General features: G+C 64.9%; 15 protein-coding genes. 2 read left to right on the plus strand and 13 right to left on the minus strand.

Features of this window, described 5'->3' with window-relative positions:
- Positions 1-2 precede the first annotated feature (2 nt).
- The 4 genes from ACFFF7_RS04365 to ACFFF7_RS04380 form a co-directional block, all read right to left on the minus strand.
- A complete protein-coding gene (locus tag ACFFF7_RS04365; RefSeq protein WP_379480132.1) occupies positions 3-1631 on the minus strand; it encodes an alpha-glucosidase in 1629 nt (542 codons plus the stop codon).
- 16 nt (positions 1632-1647) lie between these two features.
- A complete protein-coding gene (locus ACFFF7_RS04370) occupies positions 1648-3468 on the minus strand; it encodes an alpha-amylase family glycosyl hydrolase (RefSeq protein ID WP_379480133.1) in 1821 nt (606 codons plus the stop codon).
- The gene (locus ACFFF7_RS04375; protein WP_379480134.1) at positions 3465-4973 is read right to left on the minus strand and encodes a tryptophan halogenase family protein; all 1509 of its coding nucleotides are present in this window, start codon (positions 4971-4973) and stop codon (positions 3465-3467) included. The genes ACFFF7_RS04370 and ACFFF7_RS04375 overlap by 4 nt, the downstream gene beginning before the upstream one ends.
- Positions 4974-5038: 65 nt before the next feature.
- The gene (locus ACFFF7_RS04380) at positions 5039-7789 is read right to left on the minus strand and encodes a TonB-dependent receptor (RefSeq protein ID WP_379480135.1); all 2751 of its coding nucleotides are present in this window, start codon (positions 7787-7789) and stop codon (positions 5039-5041) included.
- Positions 7790-8065: 276 nt separating this feature from the next.
- Between ACFFF7_RS04380 and ACFFF7_RS04385 the strand changes: the two genes are divergently transcribed.
- Together ACFFF7_RS04385 and ACFFF7_RS04390 are read left to right on the plus strand one after the other, a co-directional pair.
- Positions 8066-9115 (plus strand): LacI family DNA-binding transcriptional regulator, encoded by a 1050-nt coding sequence (locus ACFFF7_RS04385; RefSeq protein WP_379480136.1) that lies wholly within the window; start codon positions 8066-8068, stop codon positions 9113-9115.
- 118 nt (positions 9116-9233) lie between these two features.
- Positions 9234-10724, plus strand: a complete 1491-nt coding sequence (locus ACFFF7_RS04390; protein ID WP_379480137.1) for an MFS transporter — start codon at positions 9234-9236, stop codon at positions 10722-10724.
- On the opposite strand, the gene ACFFF7_RS04395 is transcribed toward ACFFF7_RS04390, so the two are convergent.
- The 9 genes from ACFFF7_RS04395 to ACFFF7_RS04435 all read right to left on the minus strand — a co-directional run bounded on the left by ACFFF7_RS04395 (position 10721) and on the right by ACFFF7_RS04435 (position 19734).
- Positions 10721-11278 (minus strand): VOC family protein, encoded by a 558-nt coding sequence (locus ACFFF7_RS04395; protein ID WP_379480138.1) that lies wholly within the window; start codon positions 11276-11278, stop codon positions 10721-10723. The two genes, ACFFF7_RS04390 and ACFFF7_RS04395, sit on opposite strands and share 4 nt — an antisense overlap.
- Positions 11275-12375, minus strand: coding sequence for a 4-hydroxyphenylpyruvate dioxygenase (gene hppD / locus ACFFF7_RS04400; RefSeq protein WP_379480139.1), 1101 nt, complete (start codon positions 12373-12375; stop codon positions 11275-11277). The genes ACFFF7_RS04395 and hppD overlap by 4 nt, the downstream gene beginning before the upstream one ends.
- A gap of 73 nt (positions 12376-12448) precedes the next feature.
- Positions 12449-13609 carry a glycosyltransferase gene (locus tag ACFFF7_RS04405; RefSeq protein ID WP_379480140.1) on the minus strand — a complete coding sequence of 387 codons (1161 nt, stop codon included), beginning with the start codon at positions 13607-13609 and terminating at the stop codon, positions 12449-12451.
- A gap of 23 nt (positions 13610-13632) precedes the next feature.
- A complete protein-coding gene (locus ACFFF7_RS04410; RefSeq protein WP_379480463.1) occupies positions 13633-14154 on the minus strand; it encodes a DUF2141 domain-containing protein in 522 nt (173 codons plus the stop codon).
- A 23-nt stretch (positions 14155-14177) separates the two neighbouring features.
- Positions 14178-15110, minus strand: a complete 933-nt coding sequence (locus ACFFF7_RS04415; RefSeq protein ID WP_379480141.1) for a hypothetical protein — start codon at positions 15108-15110, stop codon at positions 14178-14180.
- 99 nt (positions 15111-15209) lie between these two features.
- Positions 15210-16346, minus strand: a complete 1137-nt coding sequence (locus ACFFF7_RS04420; RefSeq protein ID WP_379480142.1) for a glycosyltransferase — start codon at positions 16344-16346, stop codon at positions 15210-15212.
- Positions 16343-17080 (minus strand): DUF2334 domain-containing protein, encoded by a 738-nt coding sequence (locus tag ACFFF7_RS04425; RefSeq protein WP_379480143.1) that lies wholly within the window; start codon positions 17078-17080, stop codon positions 16343-16345. Before ACFFF7_RS04425 ends, ACFFF7_RS04420 begins: the two co-directional genes overlap by 4 nt.
- The gene (locus tag ACFFF7_RS04430) at positions 17077-18057 is read right to left on the minus strand and encodes an agmatine deiminase family protein (RefSeq protein WP_379480144.1); all 981 of its coding nucleotides are present in this window, start codon (positions 18055-18057) and stop codon (positions 17077-17079) included. Before ACFFF7_RS04430 ends, ACFFF7_RS04425 begins: the two co-directional genes overlap by 4 nt.
- Before the next feature lie 6 nt (positions 18058-18063).
- Entirely contained in the window at positions 18064-19734 is a 1671-nt protein-coding gene (locus ACFFF7_RS04435; protein WP_379480145.1) for a M28 family metallopeptidase, read from the minus strand.
- Positions 19735-19829: the final 95 nt, after the last annotated feature.

Here is a 19829-nt window from a genome sequence, read left to right on the forward strand (position 1 = left end):
TGTCATTCCTCGATCAGGATTGCGCCGAATGCCGGCAAGGCGGTCATATCGGCATTGCCAACCGCGATCAGCGGACGGCCCGCCGGGTTTATTCCTTGCGGCCACGCTGCCGGTTCGGCCGACAGGTTGAAAGCGCACAGCATGCTTTGCCCCTCGGCCTGGCGACGGAACACCAGCCGCGCTTCATCGGCGTGGAGCAGGGCAAAATCGCCTTCGCGCAGGGCGGCATTCTGGCCGCGCAGGGCCAGCACCGCGCGGGTGAACTGCAGCAGGGAATCCGGATCGTGCTCCTGCCGGTCGGCCGCCTTGGCCATGTTGTCCTCGCCCAGCGGCAGCCACGGGGTATCGGCGCTGAACCCGCCGTGCTCGTCCTGCGCGCTCCACGGCATCGGGGTGCGCGCGCCGTCGCGTGACAGGGTCAGCGGCCAGTTGGCAATCGCTTCGGGATCCTGCAATTGCTCGAACGGAATATCGACCTGGGTCAGGCCCAGCTCTTCGCCCTGGTAGAGGATGATGTTGCCGCGCAGCGAGGCCAGCAGCAGCATCTTGAGCGGGGCGAAGGCTTCGCGGTCTTGCGGCGCGCACCAGCGTGACAGCGCGCGCGGCGCATCGTGGTTTTCGAAGGCCCAGCTTGGCCAGCCGGTGCCTTCGTCCGCGGGCCAGTCGGCCTGGGCGGCGGCGACCAGCGCTGGGGTCAGCGCCTCGGCATAGAGGAAATCGAAGCCATAGGCGCTGTTCAGCCGGTGCGCGCCCTGGGTGTAGAGCTGCATTTCGCTGAGCGCTTCCTCACCGCCGACCTCGGCCATGGTGAAGACCGAGTCATAGCGATCGGTCAGCGCGCGGATACGTTCGATGAAGGCCGGAATATCCGCATGTGATTGGTTGTACTTGCGCAACTGGAAGTCGAACGGGCGGGTCCGTTGCAGGCCCGTGTCTGGTGCCGGCGGATTGTCGGTCAGCAAGGGATCGTGCATCGCAAAGTTCAGCGCATCGAGGCGGAAGCCGTCGACCCCGCGATCGAGCCAGAACTTTGCCACCCCCAGCAGGGCATCCTGCACCGCGGGCAAGTGGACATTGAGCTGCGGCTGGCTGCTGAGGAAATTGTGTAGGTAGTATTGCCCGCGCCGCGCGTCCCAGGTCCAGGCCGGCCCGCCGAACACCGATTGCCAGTTCGACGGGGGCGAACCTTCGGGCTTGGCATCGGCCCAGACGTACCAGTCGGCCAGGGCACCATCCCGGCTCTGCCGGCTCTGCGCGAACCATTCGTGCTGGTCAGAGGTATGGGCATAGACCTGGTCGATCATCACTTTCAGCCCAAGCTGATGCGCGCGGGCGATCAGCGCGTCGAAATCGTCGAGCGTGCCGAAGATCGGATCAACCGCGCAATAGTCCGACACATCGTAGCCGAAGTCCTTCATCGGCGACTGGAAGAACGGCGACAGCCAGATCGCATCGACCCCCAGCGCGGCGATATGGTCCAGCCGCGAGGTAACGCCGGGCAGATCGCCGATCCCGTCGCCGTTGGTGTCGCGGTAGCTGCGCGGATAGACCTGATAGATCACCGCGCCGCGCCACCACGGGCTGGCCAGCTGCGATGCGTTGGCGAGAGAAATCGATGACAGTCGGTTCATGGCTGCAGACGGACGCTTATTCCTTCGCCGCGCAAACGGCAAAGCTGAGGGGAGGAAGGGTAACGGTCACGCTGCCCGGGGCGTCGGCAACTTGCGGACACTGACCGGCCAGCGCGGTGAAGGCAAGGCTGGCCGGATCGATTGCAATCCTATTCGTCAGCGGCGTGGTTCCGGTGTTGTAGGCAAGCAGCACCTCGCGTCCGGTCACCGGATCGAAACGCGAAACGGCAAACAGGCCAGGCTTTTCGGACATTGCGCGGACCGTGCTGGCCCCGCCGGTCAGCGCGGGCGTGGCGCGGCGCAGCCGGGCAAGATCGGCGATAAAGCGATAAAGCGGATGGGCGGGGTTGAAGTTTGCCTGGGCGGTGGTCGATGTCGTGCCGACCAGCGCCTCGTCGTTGTATTCGGGCACCTTGCTGGCGAACATGTCCTGCCGCGCCAGCTGGTCGCCGCCGTGTCCGGCAAAGCCCTGTTCGTCGCCATAATAGATCACCGGCACCCCGCGCATCGTCAGCATGATGGCGTGGCCCAGCTTGTCGCGGGCCAGCAAATCTTCGGGCCTGATCCCGGGATTCATCTGCTTGAGGAACATTGCGAAGCGCCCGGCATCATGATTGCCCAGGAACGTCGGCAGGCGCAGCGCCGCAGCCTTGCCCCCTTCGTAGAGCACGTCATCGTCGAGCAGACGGGCCAAGATCTCGGTTCCCGATTTTCCCGCTGCAGCCTCGACTGCGGCGCGGGCAAAGGCGAAATCAAGATTTGAGGGCAGTCCGGCATTGCGGGTCCAGGCGGCCTGCAGCGCAGGATCGAAGTCTCCGGTCGCAACCTCGCCGAAGATGTGGAAATTGGGGATACCCCTGGCCTTGGCGCGGGCCAGCATGGCGGGAACGAACTGGCGCCAGAATTCCGGATTGACGTGCTTCGCAGTGTCGATGCGGAAACCGTCGACCCCATACTTGTCGATCCAGTCGCCATAGATCTCGATCATTCCGGCGACCACGCGCGGATGCTCGGTCGCCACGTCGTCAAGCCCGACGAAGTCGCCGTAGAGCGCGCTTTCGCCCTTCCAGTTCGAATTGCCGCGGTTGTGGTAGTAAATCGGATCGTTGAGCCAGGCCGGGGTCTTGGCCTTCTCTTCGCCCTTGGGCACGCAGGGCGTGTAGGCGAAGGACGGGTCGGTCAATTTCGCCCAGTTGGCGGCCGACGCATCGCCGTCCCCGGCAAAGCCCGGATTGATCGGAGCGCCGCCCACCCCGCCGCGGCGCGAGAACGGATAGTCGGCCTTGCCGCGATAAGGATAGCCGTCCCTGGTCACTTCGCGGTACTGGATCACATCGGCGGTGTGGTTGACCACGATGTCCATGTAGACCTTCATTCCGCGCGCATGGGCGGCATCGACGAAGGCCTTGAATTCGGCATTGCTCCCCAGGTGCGGATCAACCGACGTGAAATCGGTGATCCAATAGCCGTGATAGCCGGCGCTTTCCTGTCCGGGCGGTCCCTGCACGGGCTTGTTCCTGAAGATCGGCGCGAACCACACCGTCGTCGCGCCAAGCCCCTGGATATAATCGAGCCGCGCGGTCAGCCCCTTGAGGTCGCCGCCATGAAAGAAACCCTTGGCCGCCGGATCGAACCCGGTCTTCAGCCGGTCACCCTTGATGCCGCCGCGGTCGTTCTTCGGATCGCCATTCGCGAACCGGTCGGGCAGGACGAAGTAGATCACTTCCTGCTCCGGCGTCCGGGCGCGATAGTCTGCGGGCGCAGGCACCGGTGCAGTTTGCGCCATCGCCGGCGTGATTGCACAGGCGGCCAGCAAGGCTGCGAGAAGGCGGTTCATGCACGTGTCCTGACAGGTTGGCCCAGCATCCGGGCAATGAAGGCGCCGTGGGGCGGCAGCGCCGCCGCCCGCGTGCGACAGGACTTGGCCAGGCTGTCCAGGAATGGCCCGATGTCTTCGCCGGGAACATTGTCGGCCAGCGGCGACCAGCCGCGGGGCATGATCCCCTGTCCGATCATCACCTGGCCCCAGCTGTCGTCAAGGAACAGCTCGTCCTCCTCGCGCACGAACAGGCCGCTGTCGCGGAACAGGTCGAGCTTTTCGGTCAGGGTATCAGGCAATTCGATCGCCCGGCAGTGATCCCAGAACGCTTCGCCGACGCGTTCGTTGGCGACATAGTGCAGGATCAGGAAATCGCGCACCCGTTCCCATTCGGTGGTCGAGAGGCGATTGAACTGGCTGCGCGCCGTGGCAAAGTCAGCACGGTCGCGCGGCAGCAGATTCAGCAGGCGAGAAATGCCCGACTGGACCAGATGGATGCTGGTCGATTCGAGCGGTTCCATGAACCCGGCGGCCAGGCCCAGCGCCACGCAGTTGTGCGACCAGTATTCGCGGCGATGGCCGGTGGTGAAGCGGATCGGACGCGGATCGGCCAGCGGTTTGCCCTCGACATTGGCCAGCAGCAGGTCGCGGGCAGAATCGACGTCCATGAAGGCCGAGCAGAAGACATGACCATTGCCGGTGCGGTGCTGCAGCGGAATGCGCCACTGCCACCCGGCGGGGCGCGCAAGCGACTGGGTATAGGGGCGGAACTGCGGCCCGGATTCGGTCGGCATCGCCAAGGCGGTGTCGCACGGCAGCCAGTGGGTCCAGTCGGTGAACGGCACTTCCAGCGCCCCGCCCAGCAGCAGGCTGCGAAAGCCGGTACAGTCGATGAAGAGATTACCGGCGATGCGCCGTTCGCCTTCGAGTTGAAGCGCGGCAATGTCTCCGCTGGCACCGTCACGCTCGACCGCGACGATTTTGCCTTCCACCCGCCGCACGCCGCGTTCTTCGGCATAGCCGCGCAGCATCTGCGCAAACAGCGTCGCGTCGAGATGATAGGCATAGGCCAGTTCGACACTTGCGGCTTCACCGATGGCAAAGCTGCCCGCGCGCGCGGCGGCGACGTTGAGGCTGTAGTCGCCGTAATCGCCCGCCACGCCCAGCGCGCGGCCGCGCAGCCACAGCTGGCGGAACGGGATCAGGCCGACCCCGCGGCCGACGCTGCCGAAGCTGTGGATGTAGCTTTCGCCGTGGCGCCGCCAGCCGTCGAATTCGATTCCCAGCTTGAAGCTGGCATTGGTGGCGCGGAGGAAATCGGCCTGGTCGATGCCCAGCCCGATAAGCAGATTGTGGATTTGCGGGATCGTTGCCTCGCCCACGCCGACCGTGCCGATGTCATCGGATTCGACCAGCGTAATCGAGGCGCAATCGCCGAGGAACCGGGCCAGGGTTGCCGCAGCAATCCAACCCGCGGTTCCGCCGCCGGCAATCACGAACTCCAGGCGCGAAGCGTCGCTCATGGCAGTCCTGTCCCTAAACGGGGGTACGGTTCCGCCGGCCCATGCCGACGGAACCGTCTAGGTCATCAGAACTTGTAGGTGAAGCCCGCCAGATAACGGCGGCCATAGGTCTGGTACTTCAGCCACGCATCCTGCACGCCGGCCCCGTTGATTTCGGCCAGGGTGGCCTGACGTTCGTTGGTCAGGTTCTGGCCCTGCAGGAACACCGACAGCCCACCGAGCGCCGAGTCCTTGGGGAAGTCATAGCCGATCTGCGCATCGTAAACCGTTTCGGACAGCACCGCCTGGCGATCGAGCCCGCCGCTGAACAGCGCGAAATCACCCAGGAAGCCCGACCGATAGCGCATCGAACCGCGGACATTGAACCCGCTGTTTTCGTAGAATGCGGTCAGGTTGCCGACCCACTTCGAATAACCCGGAATGGCGGACGTTCCACCGGCCGAATTGAACGCCTTGGTTTCGGTGTAACCGAGACCGCCGGTGATGCCGAAGCCGCTGAGCGCGGAGGTGAAGACATCGAACGGCAGCGTGCCCGCCAGTTCGGCGCCCATGATCCAGCCACCCTTGGTGTTGACCGGACCACTGAAAGTCCCGATCGGCGTCGGCGGCTGGATACCTGATGGTACCGGATAGCCCGAGTAATCGTAAGCGAGATCAACGCCGCTCGGATCGATGTAGCGGTTGAGGTGCTTGTAGTACATCTGCAGGGCGATGTAGCCCTTGTTGCCGAAGTACTTTTCGACCGACAGGTCGAGCGCAGTCGCCTTGTACGGCCGCAGCTTGGGGTTGCCCCCACCGCCCTGATAGATGTTCAGCAGCACGTTGCGGTTAAAGTTCACAGTGTTGTTCATGTCGGGCAAACGTGCGCGCATGATCTGTTCCGACGCGGCGAAACGCACGACCAGATCGTCCGGCGAGCGGAAGTTCAGGTTGAGGCTGGGCAGCACCATCCAGTATTTGTCGGTGAGAGTACCGTTTACAGCCCCGAACGAGTTGACTGTGGTGTGGACAGCCTGAACGCCTATGTTGCCGGTCAGCGAATTGCCGTTGCCGAGATCGGCGTCAAGCGACGCCATGGCATAGGGCGTCCAGACGTCTTCGCTGATCCGGTAGGCCTGCGAATTGCCGAAGTTATTCGGAACATATAGCAGCACGTTGTTTGGCACCAGCGTGCGCGGATCCCATGACAGGATCGGTCCGAAGCCGCGCGAAAGATTTACCGGCGCAAGCAGAAGATTGGCAGGAATAACTGCGCCATTGACGCCAGTTGGAGGCGTAAGGGTCGCTTCATCCTGAGTCAGGTTCTTCTTGCGATAAACATGGTCAACACCGACCTTGATTGACTTGATGAAACCGCCGATGTCCTGTTCGATTTCGGCGCGCAGTTCCTTCAGGTCGTCGCGGCTCTTGCGGATCTTGTCGTAACCGGCCTGATTGGTCGGTCCTGACCAGCCCTGTACGTCGGTCAGAACCAGCGCCGGGCTTACGCCATTGAAGTCGCTGCTGAACAATAGGGCATTGTTGCTCGTCAGGGTATAGCCGAAGGTGCCGCCATAGCTGGAAACAGGGAGCGGATTGCCTGCATCGTCAGTCGTGGGCAGGTTGCGCCCAAGGCCGGCAATCGTTTCGAGACGGTCCTGATAGCGATCGGTGCGCGACCAGCTGACGTCAAACAGCGCACGGGTGCCGTTGTCGTTATCCCACTTGAGGTTGCCGGCGAACGAGTAGGTGTCGTTCTTGTTGTCGGTCGCATAGTTTTCGATGATCGGGCGTCCGGTCCACGTTGCCGCAGTAACCAGACCGATCGGAACCGAGGATCCGCCAATGTTGTAGTTGGCAATCGTGCCGGGCGTGAAGCCGGTCACGGTCGAGCCGCAGCACAGGATCGGCATTTCGAAGCCCTTCTGGTCGAGCTTCTCGTTGAAGCGCGAATAGAAGCCATCGACGGTGAAGGTCAGCTGATCGCTCAGCTTGGCCTGGAAGGTGCCGTTGAGGCCCAGGCGCTTGAGCCGCGAGGCTTCTTCCCAGGTCTTGACGCCGCTGATGCCGTATTGGTTAGATCCCGATGGTCCATAACCACCGTAACCCCAGGCATTCCAGTCGTGGGTCTGGTACGGTTCGTCCGAATAGGCGGCCGACAGGGCGATGCCCATGGTGTCGTCAGCAAACTGGTCGACGTAGGTCGCAAAGACGCGGTAGCCCTTGTTGGTGACGGTCGGGATGACCTTCTGGTCGACCACGGTGCCGCGCGCGCCGATCGCGATGACGCGCTTGCCGGCGTCGAGCGGACGGATCGTGCGCATGTTGATGCTGCCGACCAGGCCGCCCGCGGTGTGATCCGCCTGGCTGGTCTTGTAGACGTCCACGCCCGAAAGGATTTCCGAGGGGAACTGGTCGAATTCGACTGCGCGGCTGTCGTTGGTGGTGGTCTGTTCGCGACCGTTCAGCGTGGTGGTCGAAAAGTCCGGGCCAAAGCCGCGGATCGAAATGATGTTGGCGCGGCCGTTGCTGCGCTGCGCAGCCAGGCCGGGCAGGCGGGCGATCGATTCACCGATCGAGTTGTCGGGCAGCTTGCCGATGTCTTCGGCGTTGACCGATTCGACCACGGTTTCGGTGCGCTTCTTGTTCGCGGTGGCGCTCTGCAGCGCGGCGCGGAAGCCGGTGACGACGATTTCCTGGCCCTCGGCGGCGGTGTCGTCCGCGGCCGGTGCGGCGGCATCCTGCGCCAGCGCGGCGGCGGGCAGGGCGAAGGCGGATACGGTCAGCGCGATGGCGGATACGCCAAGGCTACCGCGAATACGGGTGCGAAGTGCCAAGTGAACTCTCCCAAAACCTTGCCGGCAGTCCCCGGGCCCCGGCAAACGGCCCTTGTCCGATGGGGGGAGCATTTGAGCTATACCCCCGTCATGTTCGGCAATAGGACCACGGCGCGACTTGCCGAATAGGGCATACGTATACGCATAGTATGCATTCGCATGCCTGTGGCGGCAAAGACACGCCCCGCGATCGCCCGTGCGTGCAGATTGCGGGCGCGGCGGCCTGCGCCTAGGATGTACATGGCAACCCGGACAAGGGCTGCCGCGGGAGGACCGATGGGGCGCAAACGCTCAAGCAAGCCGACCAGCTTCGACATCGCCTATATCGCCGGCGTGTCGCAGCCGACCGTCAGCCGCGCCTTGCGCGGATCGCGCTCGGTCAGCCTGGCAACCCGGCAGCGGATCGAGGCGATTGCCCGTGAACTCAACTATTCGGTCGACAAGAACGCCTCGTCGCTGCGCTCGCAGCGCGCCAATACGATCGCGCTGCTGTTCTTCGAGGAGCAGACCCCCGACGAAAGCCGGATCAACCCGTTCTTCCTTGCCATGCTCGGCTCGATCACCCGGGCCTGCGCCAGTCGCGGCTTCGATCTGCTGATCTCGTTCCAGAAGATGGAGGATGACTGGCACACCCGCTATCAGGACAGCCACCGTGCCGACGGGCTGATCCTGCTGGGTTATGGCGACTATACGCTATACGAATATACGCTATACGAAAGCCGCCTGGCCAACCTGGTGCGGCAGGGCACCCATTTCGTTCGCTGGGGTTCGGTCAATGCCGAGAATATCGGCGCCACGGTGGGATCGGACAATTTCGGTGCCGGTCAGAGCGCGGGCGAGCACTTGCTGGCGCTGGGGCGCAAGCGGATCGCCTTCATCGGCCAGGCGGATGAACACTATCCCGAATTCGCGGAGCGGTATCGCGGCATGTGCGCGGCGCTGAAGCAAGCCGGTATCGCCCCCGACCCGGCGCTGCAGCGCGGCGGAGTCAGCTATGAGGACGATGGCCAGCGCGCGGTCGAGGACCTGCTGAGCAAGGACACACCCTTCGATTCCATTTTCGCCGCCAGCGACCTGATCGCGATCGGGGCAATGCGCGCCCTGGCTGCGGCGGGGCTGCGCATTCCCGAAGACGTGGCCGTGGTCGGATTCGACAATCAGCCCGCTGCGAGCATGACCAACCCGCCGCTCACAACGGTCATGCAGGACCTGAAAGGCGCCGGCGATCTGCTGGTCGATACCCTGCTCGACCAGATCGAGGATCGTCCGGTCGACAATCGCACCATCCCGACCCGGCTGATCGTGCGGCGGAGTACGTCTGGTTAGGTGCGGACAGGCCGTCCGTCGACGGCGCAGCCGACAAATAACGTATTCGTATGCATCCCTTGTCCGCGCCGCTCGCACGTGCCAGCCCGTGCGACGATAAGGGAGAGGCAAGAATATCATGGAAAAACCCCGCCAGAACTGGGCCGGGCTGGCCAATATCAGCTTCGGTTTCTTTGGCATCCAGATCGGATTCGCGCTGCAGAACGCGAACATGAGCCGGGTGTTCCAGTCGCTGGGGGCCAGTCTCGATGACCTTCCCGCCCTTTGGGTCGCTGCGCCGCTGACCGGTCTGCTGGTCCAGCCCGTGATCGGCTACATGTCCGATCGCACCTGGCTGGGCCGCTTCGGGCGGCGGCGTCCCTATTTCCTGGCTGGTGCGCTGCTGGCGGCGCTGTCGCTGCTGCTGATGCCGCTGTCGGGCGTGTTGCTCGCCTCGGCGGTGCTGCTGTGGCTGCTCGACGCCAGCCTCAACGTCTCGATGGAGCCGTTCCGCGCCTTCGTCGGCGACATGCTGCGCAAGGACCAGCACACCGCCGGTTACGCCGTGCAGACCGCTTTCATCGGCGCGGGCGCGGTGCTGGGATCGCTGTTCCCCTACCTGCTCGACCACCTGGGCGTGGCGAACGAAGCGCCGGGCGGCGGCATTCCGGACACGGTGCGCTATTCGTTCTGGGCCGGGGGCCTGGCGCTGTTCGCCTCGGTGCTGTGGACCGTGTTCAATACCCGCGAATATTCGCCCGAAGAGCAGGCCGCGTTCGGTGAGAGCGCCGAGGCCCACGCCGATACCAGCGCCGCCCTCGGCGCGCGCGGCAGCGGGCCATCGTTCTGGTGGATCGCGGCGGGCGCGCTGCTGGCGGTGATTACCGAGCAGTTCAGGCTGGAGAAGGAAGTCTATCTGCTCGCCGGCCTGCTCGCCGGGTACGGCCTGCTCAGCTACGTCGCGATCCGCCTTGCCCGCGCCGGGCGCAGCCAGGGCATGTTGACCAGCGTGGTCGGGGACTTTTCCGGCATGCCCCCAATCATGAAACGACTGGCATTGGTCCAGTTCTTCAGCTGGTCGGCACTGTTCATCATGTGGATCAACACCACCCCAGTGGTGGCGCGCAATTTCTTCGGCGCAGCCGATCCCGAAAGCGCCGCCTATCAGGAGGCAGGCAACTGGGTCGGGGTGCTGTTCTCGGTCTATAATGGGGTTGCGGCCCTCGCCGCCCTGCTCCTGCTCCCGCTGCTGTCGCGGCGGATCGGCAAGGCGCGTACGCACATGGCTTGCTTGCTGGCCGGTGCGGCGGGCTATGCCAGCTTCTTCGTGATCAAGGACCCCAGCGTGCTGATCGTCAGCGAGATCGGCGTCGGCATTGCTTGGGCCTCGATCCTGGCCATGCCTTACGCGATCCTCGCGTCAAGCCTGCCGCAGGCCAAGCTCGGCATCTACATGGGGCTGTTCAATGTCTTCGTGGTGGTGCCGCAGCTGCTCGTCGCCACGGTGATGGGCTCGATCATGAAGGCGTTCTTTCCCGACCAGCCGATCTGGACCATGGCCTTCGCCGCGGGAACGCTGGTGCTGGCCGCGCTGGCGATGACCCGGGTCCAGTTGCCGGGCGAAGCCTAGGCTTCGCCGCGCTCGGCCGGATCCTCGTGCAGCCAGGCGGCGTGGCGCGGGGCGCGTTTGGTCCGGCTCCACTCCTCCAGCATCGTCGGCGCAAGCGCTCGCAGTTCGGCGTACTGATCGGGCGTGCCGATGTTGCAGGCCAGTTCGAGCCTGTGACCGTTGGGATCGAAGAAATAGATCGAACGGAAGATGCCGTGATAGGTCGGCCCCAGCACCTCGATCCCCTGCGCCTCGATATGGGCCTTGGCGGCGAGTAGTGCATTGAGGTCGTCGACCTCGAAGGCGAGGTGCTGGACCCAGGCCGGGGTATTGGGATCCTTGCCCATGTCGGGCTGCTGCGGCAGCTCGAAAAAGGCCAGGACATTACCGCCGCCGCAGTCGAGGAAGACGTGCATGTAGGGATCGTCTTCGCCGGTCGAGGGAACCTTGTCCTCGCTGAAGGCGGTGACGTAATCCATGCCCAGTACGCGGCGGTACCAGTCGACCGTTTCCTTGGCATCGCGGCAGCGGTAGGCGACGTGGTGGATGCGCTTGAGGGTGGGCGTCGTGCTCATTCCGCTGCTCCTTCCACCTGCAGCGCGCCACGGCGGATCTGGTCGGCCTCGATCGACTTGAACAGCGCGGTGAAGTTGCCTTCGCCGAAGCCTTCGTCTTTCTTGCGCTGGATGAATTCGAAGAACACCGGGCCGATCATGGTCTGGCTGAAGATCTGCAGCAGCAGCCGCGGATCGTCATTCTCGGTCGATCCGTCGAGCAGGATCCCGCGTTGCTGCAATTCGTCCACCGGCTCGCCATGGCCGGACAGGCGCTCATCCAGCATTTCGTAATAGGTTGCGGGCGGCGCGGGGGCGAAGGGCGTGCCCAGCGCCTTCAGCCGGTCCCAGACCGCATAGAGATCGTCGCAGGCGAAGGCGATGTGCTGGATCCCCTCGCCATTGTAGGCGCGCAGATATTCCTCAATCTGCCCGCCGCCGCCGGCGCCTTCCTCGTTGAGGGGGATGCGGATCCGTCCGTCGGGGGCGGTCATCGCCTTGCTGGTCAGCCCGGTATATTCGCCCTTGATGTCGAAATAGCGGATCTCGCGGAAGCCCGCGATGCGTTCATAGAACGCCGCCCAGTGCGCCATGCGCCCGCCATAGACGTTATGAGTCAGGTGATCGATCAGGTGCAGCCCGGTCCCGACTGGATGGCGATCGACCCCGACGTGATAGACGAAGTCGATGTCGTAGATCGACAGACCCCCGGAGCTTTCGGCGCCATAGCGGTCGATGAGGTAGATCATCGATCCGCCGATCCCGCGGAACGCCGGAAGGCGCAGTTCCATCACCCCGGTACGGCTTTCGACCGGCTCTGCGCCGCGGGCGATCGCTTCGTCATAGGCCGCAGCCGCATCGCGCACGCGCCAGGCCATGCCGCACGCCGAGGGCCCGTGTTCCTGCGCAAAGTACCACGCCGGGCTGCGCGGTTCGTAGTTGGCGATCAGGTTGATATCGCCTTGGCGCCACAGGGTGACGTCCTTGGAGCGGTGGCGTGCAATCTCGGTGAAGCCCATCGCGGCAAAGACCGGTTCGAGCACGCCTTTGTCGGGTGCGCAGAATTCGATGAATTCGAAGCCATCAAGCCCCAGCGGGTTGTCGAACAGGTCGGCCATGATCACGCGCTCCAAACCGGAATGGTTTCACCTGCAACTAGTTTGCAGCGTCGCGCGAGTCAAGAACGCTGCGTCAGGCCGGGGCCTTTCGCCGGTCGGCCAAAGCGGCATAGTCGGCGAACAGTTTCGCGAAATGGCCGCGCATGGTTTCGCTGGGCGGAACATTGTCCAGCGGCAGTGGCGGCCCGTCGATAAGCCGCAGTATCGCGTCGGCTGCGGCTTCGGCATTGCCCGCGGCATAGGTGATGCCCGCGCCGTCGGCGGCATGGTCAGCCGCGCCGCCGCGATCGGGTACGATCACCGGAATGCCGCTGGCCCGCGCCTCGGCCGCGGCCAGGCAGAAGGTCTCGGCCTCGCAGCCGTGGATCAGCGCGTCGGCGCTGGCCAGGATCGTGGCGAAGCGCACCCGGTCACGCTCGGGCGCCAGCATGCGGATATGCGGATTGCCGAAGATGCCCTTGACGATGCGGCTGCGCTTGTTGCCGTCACCCAGGATGACCAGGCCGATCGGATGATCGTGGCTGGCCGCCATCACGGCGTCGACCACCATCGGCCAGCGCTTTTCCGCAGACAGCCGCCCGACCCCGATCAGCAGGGTGGCGCTTTCGGGCAGGTCGCAAAGTTCGAGCAGGCGGCGGCGCACCTGCGCGTCGCGGCGGTCCTTCGAAAAGAGCCCCTCTTCCACCCCCATCGGATGCAGCACCGTGTTGGCCACCCCGCCGTCTTCCAGCCGGTCCTTCAACTCGCGGCTGGCGCAAACCACGCGGTCGAAGCTCTGACCCAGTTCGCGCAGGTGCTCCCAGAAGGTTTCAAAGCGGCGGTCGATCAGCTCGCGCGAGAACATCGGCTCGAACCAGCGATAGGCATAGGCCGAAAGCGGATCGGCGTGCATTACCAGCGCGCGCGGCACCGGGCTTTGCCAGCGCGCCACCATCGACGGGCTGCGCCACGGTGACGAGGCTTCGACGAAGTCCGGCTTGAGCAGATCGAGCGCCAGGTGCAGCGCCGCCTCGTCGTCGAAGTACCAGTACTTGCGGTCGAGCGGGAAGCGCGGACTGGGCAGGGTGACGATCCGCGCGCCGGGTCCGCGTTCGACCACCCCGGCCTTGTCGCCGGGGGCAAGAATGACGATTTCGTGGCCAAGCTGGGGACCGAGTTGCAGCTTCTGCTCGATATAGGTCTTCACCCCGCCGCCCTGCGGCGAATAGAAGGCGCAGACATCGACGATGCGCAAAACCGTGCCCCCCTTGCCTCGGATTACTGGCTGAGCGGACCGAAGCTCATCAGACCCTTGCGGTAATTCATGACGATCGTCGTCTGCGAAACGCCGCCGCTGCTGACCGACAGGCGCGTTGCCGCGGCCTTGGGCTTGCGCATCCCCAGCTTGGGATTGCCGGTGAAGCCGATCCCGTCGACCGACAGGCCGAACTTGCGGTTGGCATCGCGGTCATGCAGCAGCGAAATGCTGTAGGTGCCCGGCCCGGGAATGCGCACGCAGACCTGGACATTGCCAGTGGCCGGCACCGCCATCTCGACCCGGCGAAAGGTCTTGCCAGCTGACACCAGAATGTTGTCGTCAGCCAGGAAATCCTCGTCGTTCGACGGGTAGACTTCCAGCTTGAGATTGCCCTTGCGGTCCTTCAATCCGGCAACATTGACCAGCAGAGCCGGCCCGCTTTCGCCCGCACGGCATCGCCCTTCGGCCTTGCCCAGATCGGGGGTGGAGGGGATCAGCGGTCCGGCCCGCGCGACAAGCGGCGCTGCGAGGGCAATGCCCATACCAAGACCAAGAACGGCTTTGTTCACTTCGTGCTCCTCGATTCTATCAGCCCGATCAGGCCGACGATCGCGCCGACGGCCAGATGGGCAATCAACAGCATGGCCGCCATCAGTGTCATCAGGCTTGCCACCTGAACCTCGTGCCCCAGCAGGAACACGGCCAGACCGGCAAACACGACGTCCTTGTTGGGCAGCAGCGGCAGGCGCGAAAGCAGCATGCGGAGTGTCGCCAGGACGATCCACAGGTCCACCGACACGTCGGGCAGGACCAGATGCCACATCAACGCCGAACACGCCAAAACCACAAGGATGCGCAGCACATGTACGATGGAAATAAACCACAATTCACGTTTCGGCAGGGTGAACAGGCGCTGGCGGAACAGCAGAATCACGAACGAGGTGATCAGGATCACCCCCAGCGACATGAACGTGCTGCGCATTTCCATGCCGATCTGGCCGGATGAAACCAGCGGCCAGGTAAAGATCAGCATGACCAGGGTCATGACGTTGCCGGTCAGTGCCGACAGGATCGTCACGTCCTTGATCGCCCCGAACGGGGTCGCTTCCATTTTCAGGTGGCTGCGCGCCCAGCTGTAGAACTGCGCTTCGCCCAGATAGCCCAGCAGCAGTTCGTTGCTGACCAGCTTGCGCAGCAGCGCCGCCATGCCCGAAACGAACGGGATCGGCCACAACCGGCGATAGATCAGCCATTCGCTGAGCGGCAGCGCCATGTAGTAGGCTGCAAAGAAGAACCAGAACCCGGCGTGGCTGGGAACCAGTTCCAGCACCTGCTCGAATTCCAGCTTGCGCATTTCGAGCACGACGGCGACCAGCATCGCCAACGATACCGCAGCGCTGAACCAGCCGGCCCAGCGCGCACGCTTGCTTTCATCCGCCGGAGTAAGCGGCAGCGGCGCTGCGCCGGGCAAAGGATCGACAGCAGTCGTATCAGGCATGACCTGCGCTCAAAAACGCCGTTTCGGCGGACAACGGGCCCGGATTGCGCCTGCTTGCGCGGTGCAGCGCCATCGACTGGCGGAGTGATGCAGCGTACCTCAAGCGGGCGCCGCCTTGGCAGATTTCGTCAGCGATTGAAAGAGCGCAAGGTAACGGGGTGCCGCCTGGCTCAGCCGGAATGGCGCGGCGGCGCGGCGTGCGGCGGCAGGATCGAAGGGCATGACGCAGGCATCGGCCATCGCCCCGGCCAGCGCGGCAGGATCGCGGGGCGGGACCAGAATGCCGAATGCGCCATCACCCAGCAGCCCGTGCATCGAGACGCTGCAAGCGGTGCTGGCGATCGGCAGGCCCGCGGCCAGCGCCTCGATCGTCACCGCGGGCACGCCTTCGTAATCCGACGACATGACGAAACAGTCGGCCTGGCCCAGCGCCGCGGAGGTCGCATTGCTGTGGCCGGGCAAGGCCACCCGGTCGACAATACCAAGCTGCCGCGCCAGCTTCTCGAGCCGGGCGCGTTCACCGCCCTCGCCCAGGATCGTCAGCCGCGACGTCTTGTCAGCCAGCAGCGCAAAGGCGCGCAGCAGCACGGGAAAGTTCTTCTGCCGCGCCAGCCGCCCGATCGAGAGATAGTGCGCCCCGGCAGGCGGCACCGCGCCGCGTGGCAGGGCGCACAGCGCGGCGTATTGCTCTTCGCCCAGCGAGGGATCCTCGATGATCGTGATGCGATCGTCCGGCACCCCGACCCAGCGGGCGATTTCATCCCGCATCGGCGCAGCCATGCCGACGAAATGATCGATCAGCCGCCCCTGGATGCGCAGCCAGCGGTGATAGAACCAGCGCACCGGCTGCGGCAGGTCGCGGCGTTCCAGATCGTTGCTGATCTTGATCGCGACCGGCGGGCAGTGCCGTCCCAGCACCAGTTTCAGCACGGCGATCACCACGGCATAGGTATTGCCCGAACAGAAGATCACATCGGCGGGATTGCGGCGCAGATAGCCGATCATCCGCCACATCATCCACAGCGTCTCGAAGCCGCGGGTCGGGATCGGCTCGGGCTCCAGCAGGTAATTCAGCGAAGGCGCATCGGGCGCCATCGCCCCTTCGCGCCGCCCCAGCACCACGGCGACCTCTGCCCCGGCGACCTGCCACGCCGCACACAGGCCAAGCGCGACCCGCTCCACCCCGCCGGGTTCGAAGCTGTGGATCGGCACGGCGATGCGCAGCGCTGCGCTCATCCCGGCAGCAGATCGGCGTAGCGCCCCGCCGGCCGGCGCGCTGCGAAGGCCGAATAGGTCGCCTCGATGCTGTCGATCAGCGCGGGCACTGTAGTGTCGCCGGGATGGACCGCGATGCGCATCACCTTTTGCGGGTGCAGGGCATGGCGCGCGAGGCCGGCAAAAAAGCGCGAGGACAGCTGCCGCCCCTTGCTGCGGCTGGCCCAGGTGATCACCGGCCCTTTCGCGAGGATTTCACCCGTCGACGGCTGCCAGACGCGGAAATGATCCTCGGCCAAAGCAAAGCCGCTTTTGGCCAGGGCCGCCCGCGCACCCTCGCCGTAGAGCCAGGCCGGAGCGATGAAGCCCGCCGCCGGGCGCCCGATGATGTCTTCGAGCAAGGCCTTGCCATCGGCCATGCGCTTCGCCGCGACCGCTTCGCTGAGGCCGAGAAACTCGCCCTCGCCCGCGGTCATGTGCCTGGCCTTGAACGAGGCCGCGCCGCCGTGTTCGGCCATGTCCTTGTGGAACCAGCCGTGCACGAACATTTCGACTCCCGCGTCGGACCAGCCGCGCAGCTTGGCCTGGAAGGCCTTGGCCTCGGCCAGCGGGGCCTCGCTCCAGTGGTCGGCCACCACCAGCATGGCGAATTTGGGCCCGCCGAGAATGCGCGAAAGCTGATCGGCCAGCTGGTCGACCTCGCGCTCGAAGCGCGGTCCGACGTCGTGGATCGAGGCGAGCAGGCGTTTGGTCATAACGCCGGCATCTGCTGGCTGGCGCAATGGAAGCTGCCGCCCCCGGCAAGGACGGCATCGGCCAGAATGCCGATCACCGCGCGGTCGGGGAACAGCGCCTGCACCGCCGCCACCCCATCGGCATCGTGCGCAGTGCCGTAGGTCGGCACGACGACGAGGTTCGAGGTGATCGCGAAGTTCATGTAGCTGGCCGGCTCGATTCGACCGTTGGCGCTTGTTACAAGGCCCGGAGAGGGCACATCGCGCACCGTTACGCCAAAGGCTTCGGCCCGGGCGCGGGCATCGCCGTAAATCGCGGCATTGGGATCATTCGCGCCGGTTGCATGTGGCAGCGCAAGGATATTCGGTGCCACGAAGCGCGCCAGGTTGTCGACATGGCCGTCGGTATGGTCGTTGATCAACCCGTCACCCAGCCACAGCACCCGGTCGAAGCCCAGATCACGCGCCAGCCGCGCTTCCAGATCGGCCCGCGACAACGCCGGGTTGCGGTTGGGATTGAGCAAACACTGCTCGGTGGTGACGACCAACCCGGTGCCATCGCAATCCAGCGCCCCGCCCTCCAGAATCCAGTCGGCGGCGCTGACCGGCAGGCCCGCGCTCTCGGCCAGTTCCGCACCGATTTCGGTATCGCCGTCCATCACATACTTTCCGCCCCAACCATTGAAGCCAAAGCGCATGGCCAACGGACCCTGCGGCCCGGCAACCACCAGCGGCCCGGTGTCGCGCAGCCAGATATCGCCATAGCGGCGCTGCTCCAGCGAAACGGCCGCCGAACACAGGCTGCGCGCCCGCGCCGCATTGGCTTCGTCGCGCACGATCAGCCGAACGCCCTGCCCGCTGTCGGCGACGGCATTGGCGAAGGCCGCGATCTGTTCCTGCGCGCGCGGCAGGAACCCTGGCCATTCCTCCGCGTCGTGGGGAAAGCCGATCCACAGCCAGCGCTGCGGGTGCCACTCGGGAGGCATTGTCACTGTCATGCGGAGCTACTTCGCGCCCGCCCGGCTCTTGTCCCGCACTAGCCGGAACTCATCGGTCTTGTGCCAGTTGGGCCAGGCCTTGCTGTCGGCCAGGGCGCGGCCGAGGCGGTAGTACAGCACCGCGTCCTGCTGCGGGCCGGACCAGTCCCAGTCGGCGTGGAACTCGTCGCTCGGCTGGTGATAGTCGGTGCTGGTGTAATGCTCGGCTGCAGCCTGACCGGCGGCCGTGCCGCCCTTGATCCAGTCGTTGCCGCGTTCGACCGAGAACATCGGCACGCCGCGCTTGGCGAAGCTGAAGTGGTCCGAGCGGTAATAATGGCCGCGCTCGGGATGATCCTCGCCGACGATCGCCAGGTTCATCGCTTTCGCCACGGTCTTCAGCACCGCGGTCAGTTCCGACTTGTCGCCGCCGGTGACGCTGACGTTGCGCGCGGCGCTGCCGGGCAGCAGCGCGTCCATGTTGACCCCGCCGACCGTCCTGGCCAGCGGATAGACCGGGTTGCGGGCATAAAATTCGCTGCCCAGCAGCCCCGATTCCTCCAGTGTCACCGCGAGGAACACCTGGCTGCGCGTCGCCGGTCCGGCCTTGCGGTTGGCCTCGGCAATCGCGGTCAGCGCGGCGATGCCGGTGGCATTGTCGACTGCGCCGTTGCAGATGTCGTCTCCGGTCTTGTCCGCCTGGCAGCGGCCAAGGTGGTCCCAGTGTCCGGTGTAGAGGACATATTCGCCGGGACGGGTGCGGCCCGGCTGGATGCCGATGACATTGTGCGACATGGCGCGTTCTACGGCGTTGTCGAAGCCGAGGCTGGCCGTGGCGGAGAGCGGCACCGGCTTGAAGCCCTTCTGCCCCGCCGCCGCGGTCAGCGTGGCAAGATCCTGGCCCGATGCCTTGAGGATCTGTTCGGCCACGCCCTTTTGGATCCAGCCGTTGGCCAGGGTCTGGTCCATACCATTGTTCGCCGAAGCGACGAAGTTCTGCTTGCCCGACCAGCTCGACTGGACGACCTGCCAGCCATAGGCGGCGGGGAAGGTGTCGTGGACGATCAGCGCCCCCGCCGCGCCCTGCCGCGCGGCTTCCTCGAACTTGTAGGTCCAGCGACCGTAATAGGTCATGCGGCGGCCTTTGAAGAGGCCGTCCTCACCGGTCATCGCATAGTCGGGATCGTTGACCAGGATCACCGCGATCTTGCCCTTCATGTCGACGCCGGCATAATCGTTCCAGCCCAGTTCGGGGGCATTGATGCCGTATCCGACGAAGACCAGCGGTGCGTCGGCGATCTGTGTTTTCGACGTGATCCGGTACGATCCGGCTACGAAATCCGCACCGGGTGTAAAGCTGAGCGTCTGTCCGCCAGCCCTGACCGTCAACGGGGTGACGTTCTTCGCCTCCATGATCACGGTGGGCACATCCTGGGTCCATTTGCCCTTGTTGCCGGGCTTGAGACCGGCCGCCTTGAAGCGGGCAATGATCGTATTGACGGTCTTGCCCTCGACCGCGGTGCCCGGGCCGCGCCCTTCATAATCATCGCCCGAAAGCACGCGGGTGACATCGCGCAAGGTGGTCATCGATATCGCCGGCGCCTTGCTGGCCGGGGCCTTGGCTGCGGCTGCTGCGCCCAGAAGCAGGGCGGAGGATGCGCAGATGGCGGCGATCGGACGCAAGCGGGACAGGGTCATGGACGGGGCCTTTGGCAAGAGACGGATTAACCGGGGATGTGGCAGAGCCCCCGCCCCCGGGCAAGTACCTGCCCATGCGCGACCTGCTTGATTGC

The sequence above is a fragment of the Novosphingobium aquiterrae genome, from assembly GCF_042434435.1.
GTDB lineage: Bacteria > Pseudomonadota > Alphaproteobacteria > Sphingomonadales > Sphingomonadaceae > Novosphingobium > Novosphingobium aquiterrae.